This is a genomic window from Streptomyces sp. NPDC059010 (assembly GCF_042740355.1).
In the GTDB taxonomy this organism is placed as follows: domain Bacteria; phylum Actinomycetota; class Actinomycetes; order Streptomycetales; family Streptomycetaceae; genus Streptomyces.
The window spans coordinates 41,188-54,382 of sequence record NZ_JBHYJA010000027.1 but is presented as its reverse complement, the minus strand read 5'-3'; the positions used below and the strand labels follow the sequence as shown (position 1 = coordinate 54,382).

The following is a 13,195-nucleotide window of genomic DNA, read 5'->3' as shown; positions in this document are numbered from 1 at the left end:
AGGAGCGGTACACCCGGGCCGAATGCTTCTGCCGGATCGAAAGGTGCTGCGCACGGCGGCCAGGTCCTGGGAGCCGAGGTCGGCGTCGTCGGTCTCCTGCAGGTAGGGGTGTCCCAGGAATCCCAGGACCACCGCCACCACCCTGCCCCGCCGCCCCGGCACGGTCTGGGCGCGAACCGCACTTCGCATCCTCAGCGCAGGACCACCGTGCGTCTTCCCTGGACGAACACCCGGCCCTCGCAGTGCCAGCGGACCGCTCGGGCGAGGGCCGCCGACTCCGCGTCGCGGCCGATGGCGGCGAGGTCCTCGGCGGTGTGGCTGTGGTCGACGTCGATGACCTCCTGGGCGATGATCGGGCCCTCGTCGAGGTCGGCGGTGACGTAGTGGGCGGTCGCGCCGACGAGCTTGACGCCGCGGTCGTGTGCCTGGTGGTAGGGCTTGGCCCCCTTGAAGCTCGGCAGGAACGAGTGGTGGATGTTGATCACCCGGCCGGCCAGCCGGGTGCACAGGTCGTCGGAGAGCACCTGCATATAGCGGGCCAGCACGACCAGGTCGGCGTCGAACGAGTCGACCAGCTCCAGGAGCCGGGCCTCGGCCTCGGGCTTGGTGGCGGCGGTCACCGGCACATGGAAGAACGGGATGCCGTGCCAGGTGACGAGTTCCTCGTGGTCTCGGTGGTTGGCGACGACCGCGACCACGTCGATGGGCAGGTCGCCGCTGCGGGTCCGGTACAGCAGGTCGTTGAGGCAGTGGCCGTAGCGGGACACCATGATCAGCACGCGGGGTCGGGTGCCGGCCGGTTCGAGGTGCCAGCGCATGGCGAACGGCTCGGCCACGGCGGCGAAGTCGCGGCGCAGCACCTCGGTGGTGTTCTCGCCGCCTGAGGTTGCGAACCGCACCCGCATGTAGAACCGGCGGTCGCCGAACTGCTGGTTGTCGATGATGTCGCTGCCGTGCTCGACGAGGAACCGTGAGACGGCGTGGACGATGCCGGGCGCCTCGGGGCAGTCGAGGGTGAGTACGTGCTCGGCCGGCGCCCCCATCACGCCACCTCCGGGCCGCGGTACTCGCTCATCGCGTCGATGAGCCAGCGGGCCAGGTAGTCCGCGAAAGAGGAACGCGGGAAGAGCCGGTACGTCGGTGTGTCGTCGGTCTGCCAGAGCAGTACGGCGACGGGGCCCACCGTGGTGGACACGGCCCGGCCGGGGCCGAAGACCCGGGGGTGCAGGTCCAGCGGGCAGCCCTTCTCCAGCACCTGCCGGGCGGCCGGGCCGCTCAGCTCCAGCGTGGTGCGGTTGGCCGAGACGTCCACGACCGAGCCGGGGTCTGCGTCGAGGGCCTCCCGCAACTCGGCGACCACGGAGGTCCCTTCGGCCTGGGACACCACGAGCCATTCGTCGGGGCCGAGCCAGAGGATCGTGTGCGGGCCGGACGTCGTGGTGTCGCCGCACCGGAGCGGAAGCGGTGCGCCCAGGGTCTTCGCGATACGGTCGGCCGCCTCGGACCCGGGGGCGGCCCGCAGGTCGGCCATGGTGAGGAACGGCCACTCGGTGAGGGTGACGCCACGGGCGCCGGTGACCGTGGCGGCGCGCATCCGCTCTTCGAGATGTGCCAGCGGGCTCACCCGTGCGTCGATCGTCGGCTCAGCCATCGCGCTTGGTCCCTTCGGGGTCGTAGAGGACGAAGTCGGTCACCTCGACGGGCACCGGGCCGTCGTCCAGCGGGGCGAGCAGGGTCTGCCCGATCCTGGCCCGTCCGTCGGCGACGAGGGCGAGGGCGAACGGGCGGCCGAGGGCCGGGCTGTGGTAGCTGGAGGTGACGTGTCCGAGCATCGGCACGGGCACCGTCTCCAAGGTGGCGTCCGGCGCGACGAGTTGGGCGCCCTCGGGCAGCCGGGTCGTGCCGTCGCTCGGCAACAGGCCGACCAGTTGCTTGCGGTCGGTGCGGGCGGTGTCGGCACGGGAGTAGGACCGCTTGCCGATGAAGTCCTTCTGCTTGGAGACCACCCAGGACATGCCCGCGTCCTGCGGGGTGACGGTGCCGTCGGTGTCCTGGCCGACGATGATGTAGCCCTTCTCGGCCCGCAGGACGTGCATGGTCTCGGTGCCGTACGGGGTGATGCCGTACGGCTGCCCCGCTTCGTAGACCTGCTCCCAGACGGACAGGCCGTACCAGGCGGAGACGTTGATCTCGTAGGCGAGTTCGCCGGAGAAGGAGATCCGGCAGATCCGGGCGGGGATGCCGGAGGCCAGGGTGGTCTCGCGGAAGGCCATGAAGGGGAAGGCCTCGGCGGACAGGTCGACGTCGGGCGCGAGTCGGGCGACGACCTCGCGCGACCGCGGGCCGACGACGGCGATCGTCGTCCATTGTTCGGTCACCGAGGTGCAGTGGACGTCGAGTTCGGGCCACTCGGTCTGCAGCCACTCCTCCAGCCAGTCCAGGACGTTGGCGGCACCACCGGTCGTGGTGGTCATGAAGTAGCGGTTGTCGTCGAGCCGGAGGGTCACTCCGTCGTCGAAGATCATGCCGTCGGGCTTGCACATGACGCCGTACCGGGCCATGCCGGGCTTGAGCTTCTTGAAGGCGTTCGTGTAGACGCGGTTGAGGAACTCCCCCGCGTCCGCGCCCCAGATCTCGATCTTGCCGAGGGTGGAGGCGTCCATGAAGGCCACGCCCTCGCGGGCCGCACGGCACTCACGGGCCACGGCGGTGTCCATGTCCTCACCGGGCCGGGGGTAGTACCAGGGGCGCTTCCACTGCCCGACGTCCTCGAACTCCGCGCCGTGCGCCACGTGCCAGCTGTGGAGGGAGGTGGTGCGCTCCGGGTCGAACAGCTCGCCGCGCTCCCGCCCGGCCAGGGCGGCGAAGGCGATGGGCGTGTAGGGCGCCCGGTAGGCCGTGGTGCCGATCTCGCCCAGGGAGCCGCCGAGAGCCTCGGCGATGACACCGATGGCGTTGACGCCGGACGTCTTGCCCTGGTCGTTGGCGGTGCCGAGCGAGGTGTAGCGCTTGACGTGCTCGACGCCGCGCATACCGGCGCCGGTCGAGCGCCAGACGTCGGCGACGGTGACGTCGCGCTGGTGGTCGACGAAGTGGGTGTCCCAGGTGTCGGGTTCGCCGTCGGCGCCGGGGACCAGCCACAGGGCTCGCGTCGGGCCGGCCGTGAGCCGCGCGGCCTCGGACGGTACGGCGACCGGGAACCCGGCCTCCGTCGCGGCCAGCGCTCCCGCCCGCGCCCCCTCGGCCAGACAGCCGTCGAGGTCGTACGTCCCGCGCGCGGCGCCGACGACCTGCTGGTTGCGTACGGTCCCGTCGGGGACGAAGGCGACCAGGTCCTCGTCCCAGCGCAGCCGCCCCTGGCGCTGGCTGTGCAGGTGCACCACCGGGCTCCAGCCACCGGAGACGGCGAGCAGGTCGCAGTCGAACGACTGGGGGGAACCGATCAGCCGGCCCTCCGCGTCGAGGGCCTGGACGGTGACGCCGGTGAGCCGGCCCTCGCCCGTGGTGTCGACCACCGCGCTGCCGGTCAGCACCCGTACCCCGGTGGCCGCGGCGACGTCGGCCGCCCGCCGGGACAGCTCGGGGCGCGCGTCCACGACGGCGGCGATGTCGATCCCGGCGGCATTCAGGTCGGTGACGGTGTCGTACGCGCTGTCGTTGGTCGTGCTCACGACGGCCCGCGAACCCGGCGCCACGGCATAGCGGTTGAGGTACGTCCGCACGGCACCGGCGAGCATCACCCCGGGCCGGTCGTTGCCCGCGAAGACCAGCGGGCGCTCGTGCGCGCCGGTCGCCAGGACCACCTGCCGGGCCCGGATGTGCCACAGCCGCTGGCGTGAGACACCCTCGGGGGCGGCGGCTCCGAGGTGGTCGGTGCGCCGCTGGAGGGCCAGCACGTAGTTGTCGTCGTACGACCCGAAGGCGGTGGTGCGGTGCAGTACGACCGCCTCGGGGGCGGCGTCGAGCGCGGCGCGGATCTCCGCGGTCCACTGCGCGTCGGAGGGCAGCGAACCGCCGGGCTCCGGCCGGTCGTCGACGAGGATCACGCGGGCGCCGGAACCGGCGGCAGCGGCGGCGGCCGCGAGGCCGGCGGGTCCGGCGCCGACGACCAGGACGTCGGCGTGCGCGTACTTCTTGTCGTAGACGGCGGGGTCGGGGGTCGGGTCGAGCCGGCCCATCCCGGACAGCGTGGTGGCGGACAGGCCGTCGTAGAGCTCCACGGTGGTCGCCGGGAGCATGCCCTCCGAGCATGAACCGCCCAGCTGCAGCAGGGCGTTGGGCTCCTCGGCCCCGGCGGCGACGATGCCGCGCGGGCGGCCGCGGTAGAGCGAGGGGGCGACCTCGACGAGGCCGTTCGCGAGCATCGCCGAGGCGACGGTGTCGCCGGGGTGCCCGGTCAACTCCCGTCCGTCGACGGTGAACCGCAGCACGGTGCCGCGGTCGATTCGGCCGCCCTGCGGGAGCCGGAAGTGCTGGTCGGTCATCGGTGCCCTCCGGGGCGCTGCTCGTCGAGCCGGTAGGAGGCGAGCACCTCATGGGTGGCGGTGTCGCGCAGGACGTTGAACCAGCGGCGGCAGCCGGTGCCGTGCATCCACCGCTCGGCGAAGGGGCCCTTGGGGTTGTCGCGGTAGAAGACGTACTCGGCCCACTGCTCGTCGGTGAGGTCGGCGGGGGTCTCGGGGTAGGGGACGTGGGCCTGTCCGCCGTAGTGGTATTCGGTCTCGTCGCGAGGACCGCACCATGGGCAGGTGATCAGCAGCACGGTGTCCTTCTCTCAGGCAGGCTCTCGGCGGGCTTTCAGTGGGCCACGGCTGCTGCGCCGTGTTCGTCGATCAGCGCGCCCGTCCTGAAGCGGTCGAGGGCGAAGGGGGCGTTCAGCGGATGCGGTTCGCCGGTGGCGATGGTGTGCGCGAAGGTCCAGCCGGCGGCCGGGGTGGCCTTGAAACCGCCGGTGCCCCATCCGCAGTTGACGTAGAGGTTCTCCACCGGGGTGGCGCCGATGATCGGGGAGGCGTCCGGGCTCACGTCGACGATGCCGCCCCAGGTCCGCAGTACGTGCGCCCGCGCGAAGACCGGGAACAGCTCGACGGCGGCGGCCATCTGCTGCTCGATGACGTGGAAGGAGCCGCGCTGCCCGTAGCCGTTGTAGGCGTCGACGCCCGCGCCCATCACCAGTTCGCCCTTGTGGGCCTGGGAGACGTAGACGTGTACGTGGTTCGACATGACGACGGTGGGGTGCACCGGTTCGTGCAGTTCGGAGACCAGGGCCTGCAGGGGGTGCGACTGCACCGGCAGCCGTACGCCCGCCCGCTCGGCCAGCACGCTGCTGTGCCCGGCGGCGGCCAGAGCGACCCGGCCGGCGTGGATCCGGCCCCGGTTGGTCTCGACGCCCACGACGCGGTCGCCGTCCTTGAGGAAGCCGGTGACCTCGCAGCCCTGGATCAGGTCGACGCCCAGTTCGTCGGCGCGGCGGGCCAGCGCCCAGGCGACGTGGTCGTGCTTGGCGATGCCGGCCCGCGGCTGGAAGGTGGCGCCGAGAACCGGATAGCGGGTGCGCGGCGAGACGTTGATGATGGGGCAGACCTTGGCGACCTCGTCCGGCTCCAGCCACTCGGCGTCGACCCCGTTGAGGCGGTTGGCGTGGACGCGGCGTACGCCCTCGCGGACGTCCTGGAGGGTGTGGGCGAGGTTGAGGACGCCGCGCTGGCTGAACAGGAAGTCGTAGTCCAGCTCCTCCGGGAGCCGCTCCCACAGTTTGAGGGCGTGCTCGTAGATCGCCGCGCTCTCGTCCCAGAGGTAGTTGGAGCGGATGATCGTGGTGTTGCGGGCCATGTTGCCGCCGGCCAGCCAGCCCTTCTCCAGGACGGCGACCTTGGTGATGCCGTGGTTCTTGGCGAGGTAGTAGGCGGTGGCCAGGCCGTGGCCGCCCGCGCCGACGATGACGACGTCGTACGAGGAGCGCGGCTCGGGATTGCGCCAGAGGAAGTCCGGGTGCTCCGGCAGCGGCTCGGTGCTCATGCCGCGTCTCCGTTCAGGTGGGGGTAGAGCGGGAAGGCGGAGGCCAGCTTCTCGACGCGGGCGCGCAGTTCGTCGTCGGGCCGTTCGCCCTTGAGGGCCTCGGCGATGATGTCGGCGACCTCGCGGAACTCCGCCTCGCCGAAGCCGCGGGTGGCCAGGGCGGGGGTGCCGATCCGCAGCCCCGACGACACCATCGGCGGGCGCGGGTCGAACGGCACCGCGTTGCGGTTGACGGTGATGCCGATGCGGTGCAGCCGGTCCTCGGCCTGCTGCCCGTCGAGCGCGGACCTGCGCAGGTCGACCAGGACCAGGTGCACTTCCGTACCGCCGGTCAGCACCGTGACCCCGGCCTCCGCCACGTCGTCGGCGAGGAGCCGTCCGGCGAGGATGCGGGCACCGTACAGGGTGCGCTGCTGGCGCTCCCTGAACTCCTCGCCCGCCGCCACCTTGAAGGCCACCGCCTTGGCCGCGATGACATGCTCCAGCGGGCCGCCCTGCTGCCCCGGGAACACCGCGGAGTTGATCTTCTTCGCGAGGTCGGCGCGGCTGAGGATGACGCCGCCGCGCGGGCCGCCGAGGGTCTTGTGGGTGGTGGTCGTGACGACGTCGGCGTACGGCACCGGGCTCGGGTGCAGGCCCGCGGCCACCAGGCCGGCGAAGTGCGCCATGTCCACCATCAGGTAGGCGTCCACCTGGTCGGCGATCCGCCGGAACGCGGCGAAGTCCAGCCGGCGGGGGTAGGCCGACCAGCCTGCGACGATCATCTTCGGCCGGTGCGCGAGGGCGAGCTGCTCGACCTCGTCCATGTCGATGCGCATGTCGGACTCGCGTACGTGGTACGGCACGACGTTGTACAGCTTGCCGGAGAAGTTGATGCGCATGCCGTGGGTCAGATGACCGCCGTGCGCCAGGTCGAGGCCGAGGATCGTGTCGCCGGGCTGGAGCAGCGCGAACATGGCGGCCGCGTTGGCCTGGGCGCCCGAGTGCGGCTGTACGTTCGCGGCCTCGGCGCCGAACAGTTCCTTCACCCGGGAGATGGCCAACTGCTCGACGACGTCGACGTGTTCGCAGCCGCCGTAGTAGCGGCGGCCCGGGTAGCCCTCGGCGTACTTGTTGGTCAGGACCGAGCCCTGGGCCTCCATGACGGCGGCCGGGGCGAAGTTCTCCGAGGCGATCATCTCCAGCGTGGACTGCTGGCGGTGCAGCTCGGCGTCCACGGCGGCGGCGACGTCCGGGTCGATCCGGCTGAGCGGGAGGGTGAGAGGGGAGGCGAGTGTGCTGGTCGACGGGTTGGTTGCCATCTGTGCACCATCCTGAGAGCCAACTAATGAGCAACTGATATATCAGACTGCTGCGGTACGGTATGGGAGCTCGCCGCACAGGTCAAGGGGGCATCCATGGAGCAGGTCGCGACCGAGCCCGCGGGCGGGGCGCCCAGGGGCGCGGAGCCCGGGGACGAGAAGTCCGGGGCCGGGGAGCTGACGCTCGCCGAGCGGGCCTACCGCGCCATCCGCGACCGGCTCGTCATGCTGGAAATCCGCCCGGGCGCCCCGATCAACGAGGAACAGCTGGCCCAGTCCCTCGGCGTCGGACGCACACCGGTGCGCGAGGCGCTCAAGCGGCTCCAGTACGAGCGGCTGATCACGACCTATCCCCGGCGCGGCACGTTCGCCACCGAGGTCAACATCACGGACCTGGCCCACATCTCCGAGGTGCGGCAGGAACTGGAGCCGCTGGCCGCCGCCCAGGCCGCGCGGCGCGCCACGGTCGCGGACCGGGCGACCCTGACCGCCCTGCGGCGGGAGCTGGAGCGCGCGCATTCCGGTCGGCACGCCGCCGCCGAGCTCATGCACCTGGACCTACAGGTGCACCGCGCCGTCTACGCCGCGGCGCACAACCCGTATCTGGAGGACACCCTCGTCCGCCACGACAACCTGGCCACCCGGATCTGGTGCCTGTTCATCGACCGGCTGTCCGACATGGCCGGCCATGTCGAGCAGCACGGACCGTTGATCGAGGCGATCGTCGCCGGTGAACCGGAGAAGGCGGCACAGCTCGCCCGCGGGCATGTCGAGGGTTTCGAGCGGGCCATTCGCGGGGCCATCTGAGTCAGTGCAGGGCGCCCCGCGGCTCCTCCGGGCGCAGTCGCGGCCTGCCCGCCAGGCTGGTCCACAGGTGTGGGGCGACGTCGTCCTCGGGGAGCCGGGCGATCATGTAGCGGACGCAGCGCTCGATCTTGACCCGCCACAGGCGGGCGGCCTCGTTTCCGTCGGCGCCGCGCAGGGCGTCGAAGACGACGGTGTCCTCGTTGAGGATCGTGTCGAACGCCTGGCTGTAGTCCATGTCCAGCACGGCGACGAACATCCGCAGCCGGGCCGTGAGGCGTTCGAAGGTGCCCGCGGCCTGCGGAAGGTCCGCGGTGCGGGCGAGCGCGTCCTGGAACCTGAGGTCGACCTCCCGGATCCGGACGTGGTCCTTGTCCCGGGCCGCGGCGCGGACCTCCGCCAACGCCGCCGCGGCCGGGGCGAGTTGCTCCGGGCCGAGCATGGCGATGCGGCGGATGAGCAGTGCGCCGAGGCTGGCGCGCAGGGCGTAGAGGTCGAGGACGTCCTTCGCCGTGACGGTGGGGACGGCGGTGGCGCCGCCCGGAAGCGGTTCGAGCATGCCCTCCTCGGCCAGCGCCCGCAGCCCTGCCCGCACGACCCTGCGGGAGAGACCGAGCCGCGCCGCGAGTGGCGCCTCCCGGACCCGGTCACCCGGCCGGTGGCCGTCGGCGAGGACGGTTTCCCGCAGCAGGCCGACCACGGGGTCGGTGGTGACGGGGGCGCCGGGCGCCTCGTCGTCGGATGCGATCTGGGGCACCGTGCCGACGGCGGGGTGGCCGAGTGCGTGCACGTCCCGGACGTTCGAGTCGTTGACGGGGCCGCAGATGGCGGGTGCGTCGTACGACGGACGGGGCGGGGCGACCCGGGTGAAGGGGGGCGTGGCGGGCGTCCAGGTGGTGGACCAGGTCAGCAGCCCGTCGCGGAGCCGGTGCGGGTCGGGCGCGATCTCCTGACTCGGCTGCGGCTGGGGCGTGAGCAGACGCCGGGTCTCGTCGGTCCATGCCTCGGGGCCGGGGGCTCGGTGCCAGCGCAGACGCGGGGATACGGCCGGGTCGTGCTGGTCGAGGGCGCCGTACGCCTCCGGCGGCAGGCCGTGCGCGAGCAGGTGCACGGTCTCCCCCGGGCCCGCCGCCGACCTGGACCGATCGAGGAACGTGTGCAGGGCGGGGTGGTTCGCCCCGAGCGCGTCCTCCGGGGGCCGCTCGCCCCGGAGCGCCGCGAAGGCGCAGGCCACGGCCAGTACGTGCGGCACCTCCCGGTCCTGACCGAAGAGCCGCTCGGTGACGGCCGGCGCGGCGGGGCGTACGGCCGTGCGACGCCCCGACCGGGCCGTCACGGCGAGCACGCACACCGGTGGGGCGATGAAAAGACCGACGACCTCCTCGACCTGGTCCGGCAGGGACCACGCCCGGCGCTGCCCGTCCAGGGCACGCGCGCCCGGCTGGACGCCGTAGATGCGCCAGATCCGGCTCACCGTGCTCTGGCTCAGACCGGTCTCGGCGGCCATCGAACGGGTCGACCAGGCCTGCCTGGCGCCGCGCGGCGGCGGGGTCAGGGTGCGGACCAGGACGTGCGCGACGGTGTCGTCGTCGGCCGTGGGAGGCCGGCCGGGACGGGACTGCTCGTCCAGGCCGTCCAGCCGTTCGGCGAGGAAGCGGGCACGCCATTTGGCGACCATGTCCCGGGAGATGCCGAGCCGCTTGGCCACGGCGGTGTTGGTGAGCTCCTTCTCGCAGGCCAGCACGATCTGCGCGCGCCGGGCCCGGCCCTGTGAGCAGGTGCGGCTGCGGGTCCACGAAAGCAGCGTGGCCCGCTCGTCCTCGGTGAGGACGACGGTGTCGCGGGGTCGGCCGGCCATGGCGGCAACCGTAGCCGAACTTCTGACTCAGAAGTACCCCGGCGGCCGGTGGGACGGCCGAGGCATTGTTGGCCGCTCCCGGCCTTCACATACTTCGTTGCCATCCGGCGGCCACGTTGCCGGCGTCCCCGAGAAACCGCGAGTTCGCCTCGATCAGCGAGCCCGGGCCGCCCCCCACCGGGGAGCACTCGCGACATCGAATCCGCACCTCAACCCCGACTGGCCTGGACCTACCCTCACAGGGGCAAGTCCGGGATCCGCTCCCGGAGGCTGTGATGACCGTAAACGCAGGAAACAGACTGGATGACGCGCCCCTGTCGCGCTTCCACAAGAAACTGGCGCTGTACTCCTCCGGTGGCCCGTTCCTCGATGGCTACGTGCTGAGCATCATCGGCGTCGCCATGGTGCAGATCTCTCCGCAGCTGAATCTGTCCGACTCCGCCGAGGGCCTGATCGGCGCGTCCGCGCTCATCGGCATCTTCCTCGGCGCGTTCGTGGGCGGCTGGCTGACCGACAAGTTCGGTCGGCAGCTCCTCTACACCATCGACCTGATCGCCATCATCGTCTGCTCGGTCGCCCAGTTCTGGGCCACCGACCCGGTGTGGCTGTTCGTCCTGCGTCTGCTGATCGGGGCGGCGGTCGGCGCGGACTATCCCATCGCCACCTCGCTGCTGGCCGAGTTCACTCCGCGCCGCTACCGGGGGCCGCTGCTGGGCGGTCTGGTCGTCATGTGGTTCGTGGGCGCCGCCGCGGCGTACATCGTCGGCGAGATCATGCTGTCCTCGCTCGGTGACGACGCGTGGCGCTGGATGCTCGCGAGCGCCACGCTGCCCGCCACGATCATCGTGCTGCTGCGCCACGGCACACCCGAGTCCCCGCGCTGGCTGGCCAACAAGGGCCGCACCGAAGAGGCCGACGCCGTCCTCCAGAAGGTCTACGGCCCCGATGTGACGGTGGCCGATCTGCCGGACGAGGCGGAGGAGCGGGAGAACGTCGACATCAAGGCGATCCTGCGGTCCGGCTACGGCGGCCGGATGCTCTACATCACCGTCTTCTGGACCTGTTCGATCGTGCCGCTCTTCGCCATCTACGCCTTCGGCCCGAAGATCCTGGACGCGCTGAAACTGGAGGGCGGCCTGGCCAACATCGGCGAGGCCATGATCACGGTCATGTTCCTCATCGGCTGTGTGGTCGCCCTGTTCGGCGTGAACAAGATGGGCCGACGCCCGCTGGTCATCCACAGCTTCCTCTGGTCGGGCCTCGCCCTGCTGCTGCTCGGCATCTTCCCGGACGCCCCCTCGGGCGTGATCATGACCCTGTTCGCCCTGTACGCGGTCATCATCGGCGGCACCCAGATCCTCCAGTGGATCTACCCGAACGAACTGTTCCCGACCGAGGTACGCGGCTCCGCCGTGGGCCTGGCCTCCTCGGCCAGCCGGATCGGCGCCGCCGTCGGCACCTACCTCGTCCCGATGGCCCTGACCGGCTGGGGCGTCGGCGGCACCATGCTCGCCGCCGCGGCGATCAGCCTCGTGGGCGCCGTCGTCTCCGTCTTCTGGGCGCCCGAGACCCGCGGCATGGCCCTGCACGAGGCCGCCGCGCTCAATCCCCGGGCCGCCCGGGGCACGCCGACCGGCCGCACCGCGGGCGTCTGACCGCCGCCGGGGCCCCCGCCACCCCGGCGGGGGCCCGGGCCGCGGCGGCGACCGCCGTATCGGCGGCCATGGCGGCCGGACCGGCGGGAACGCACAGCACACCGCTCGGCGCGGCTCTGCGCGACCGAGCACTTCACCCGTGAATCCGCAGGAGGGTACCGATGAAAGACGTAGTGATCGTGGGAGGCGGTATCGCGGGACTGTCCGCGGGCTGGCGACTGCGGCACTGGGACACGCTCCTGCTGGAGTCCGAGGGACGGGTCGGCGGCCGCATCCGGTCGGAGCGCCGGGGCCCGTACTGGCTCAACTGGGGCGGGCACGTCTACGCGGGCGGGAACTCGGCGACGTCGTGGCTGCTGAACAGCACCGGTGTCGACTCGGTGCCGGTGCCCGGCTCGCTGGCCGGGCTGTCGATGAACGGCAAGCTGCTGCTCAAGGGACGCGTGGAGACCTACCCGTTCCGCATCCCGATGCCGATGTCGGCGCGCGTCGGCATGGTCAAGGCCGGTGCGAAGGTGGCGGTGCAGGTGGCCCGGTACGCCCGGATCGTGCGGCGGCGCAAGGGCGAGACCGAGGCGCAACGCCAGCTGCGGGTCTACGAGTTCATGAACGACCGCTCCTTCAAGGACTTCATCGGCGATCTGCCCGAGGACTCCGAGGCGCTGTTCAAGCCCACGGTGACCCGCTCCGCCGCCGACATCGACCAGCTCTCCGCGGGCGCCGGCGTCGGCTACTTCAGCCTGGTGTGGAACATCGGCGCCGGACTCTCGCAGAGCATCCTCGGCGGCCCCTCCACCCTCACCGAGTCCATCGCCGCGGCCCTGTCGGACCGGGTGCGGCTCCACGCGACCGTGGACGAGATCGTCCAGAAGAAGAGCTCGGTCGTCGTCCGTTACCGGCAGGACGGGGTCGAGCAGGAGATCGAGGCGCGCTACGTCGTCCTGGCCACGCCGGCCACCGTCAGCCACCGCATCGCCGTCGACCTCGACCGTGACGTACGCGAGGCCCTGTCGAAGATCGTCTACGGCCCCTATGTGAGCGCGGCGTTCCTCAGCGACGAGACCGGGCGCCAGGTCTGGGACGACGCCTACGGCATCGCCACGCCGAAGCGGTCCTTCAACGTCGCGCTGAACATGTCGAACGTCGTGCACGGCTACGAGCGGGAGCGGCGGCCCGGCAGCAGCATCATGACCTTCTCGCCGGGCAGTCTGGCGCGCGACCTGCTGGAGCACGACGACGACAAGATCCGCCGGATCTACCTGGACGACCTGGACCAGGTCCTGCCCGGCTTCTCCGACCATGTCGTGGAGGCCGAGGTGCAGCGCTGGCCCACGGGCGCGCCGTACTGCTTCCCCGGCCGGGGCATGCTCCAGCAGACCCTGACCCGTCGCAGCGGCCGGGTCCTCCTGGCCGGTGACTTTCTCGGCACCCTCTACACCGAGACCGCGATCCAGACCGGTCTGTCCGCCGCGCACGAGGCGCGGAGTCTGCTGGCCACCGACCGGCAGACCGCGCGGTGCGGCCTGACAACGGCGCCCGTCGCCCCGTAAATCCACGTT

At 71.8% G+C, this 13,195-nt stretch carries 10 protein-coding genes; 3 read left to right on the top strand and 7 right to left on the bottom strand.

All coding sequences use genetic code 11. From position 1 onward, the window contains the following. Window positions 1-191: 191 nt before the first annotated feature. Genes purU through glyA form a run of 6 tightly spaced genes read right to left on the bottom strand, consistent with a single transcriptional unit; the run spans window position 192 to window position 7,319 of the window. Window positions 192-1,043: a formyltetrahydrofolate deformylase gene (gene purU / locus ACFWYS_RS27525; protein WP_384774303.1), complete on the bottom strand. Its 852-nt coding sequence runs from the start codon at window positions 1,041-1,043 to the stop codon at window positions 192-194. Then, entirely contained in the window at window positions 1,043-1,651 is a 609-nt protein-coding gene (locus ACFWYS_RS27520; RefSeq protein ID WP_384774301.1) for a sarcosine oxidase subunit gamma, read from the bottom strand. Before ACFWYS_RS27520 ends, purU begins: the two co-directional genes overlap by 1 nt. Beyond that, window positions 1,644-4,484, bottom strand: a complete 2,841-nt coding sequence (locus tag ACFWYS_RS27515; protein ID WP_384774298.1) for a sarcosine oxidase subunit alpha family protein — start codon at window positions 4,482-4,484, stop codon at window positions 1,644-1,646. Before ACFWYS_RS27515 ends, ACFWYS_RS27520 begins: the two co-directional genes overlap by 8 nt. Continuing rightward, a complete protein-coding gene (locus ACFWYS_RS27510; RefSeq protein WP_384774295.1) occupies window positions 4,481-4,762 on the bottom strand; it encodes a sarcosine oxidase subunit delta in 282 nt (93 codons plus the stop codon). Before ACFWYS_RS27510 ends, ACFWYS_RS27515 begins: the two co-directional genes overlap by 4 nt. Before the next feature lie 35 nt (window positions 4,763-4,797). Beyond that, entirely contained in the window at window positions 4,798-6,018 is a 1,221-nt protein-coding gene (locus ACFWYS_RS27505) for a sarcosine oxidase subunit beta family protein (RefSeq protein ID WP_384774292.1), read from the bottom strand. Then, window positions 6,015-7,319 (bottom strand): serine hydroxymethyltransferase, encoded by a 1,305-nt coding sequence (gene glyA / locus ACFWYS_RS27500; RefSeq protein ID WP_384774290.1) that lies wholly within the window; start codon window positions 7,317-7,319, stop codon window positions 6,015-6,017. Before glyA ends, ACFWYS_RS27505 begins: the two co-directional genes overlap by 4 nt. A gap of 96 nt (window positions 7,320-7,415) precedes the next feature. On the opposite strand from glyA, the gene ACFWYS_RS27495 reads away from it, so the two are divergent. Next, the gene (locus tag ACFWYS_RS27495) at window positions 7,416-8,126 is read left to right on the top strand and encodes a GntR family transcriptional regulator (protein WP_384774288.1); all 711 of its coding nucleotides are present in this window, start codon (window positions 7,416-7,418) and stop codon (window positions 8,124-8,126) included. A 1-nt stretch (window position 8,127) separates the two neighbouring features. Here ACFWYS_RS27495 and ACFWYS_RS27490 read toward each other — a convergent pair whose 3' ends face one another. Next, window positions 8,128-9,981 carry a helix-turn-helix domain-containing protein gene (locus ACFWYS_RS27490; protein WP_384774285.1) on the bottom strand — a complete coding sequence of 618 codons (1,854 nt, stop codon included), beginning with the start codon at window positions 9,979-9,981 and terminating at the stop codon, window positions 8,128-8,130. Between the two features lie 275 nt (window positions 9,982-10,256). On the opposite strand from ACFWYS_RS27490, the gene ACFWYS_RS27485 reads away from it, so the two are divergent. Continuing rightward, window positions 10,257-11,636, top strand: a complete 1,380-nt coding sequence (locus tag ACFWYS_RS27485) for an MFS transporter (RefSeq protein WP_384774282.1) — start codon at window positions 10,257-10,259, stop codon at window positions 11,634-11,636. A 161-nt stretch (window positions 11,637-11,797) separates the two neighbouring features. Beyond that, window positions 11,798-13,186: a flavin monoamine oxidase family protein gene (locus tag ACFWYS_RS27480; protein WP_384774279.1), complete on the top strand. Its 1,389-nt coding sequence runs from the start codon at window positions 11,798-11,800 to the stop codon at window positions 13,184-13,186. The last annotated feature ends 9 nt before the right edge of the window (window positions 13,187-13,195 follow it).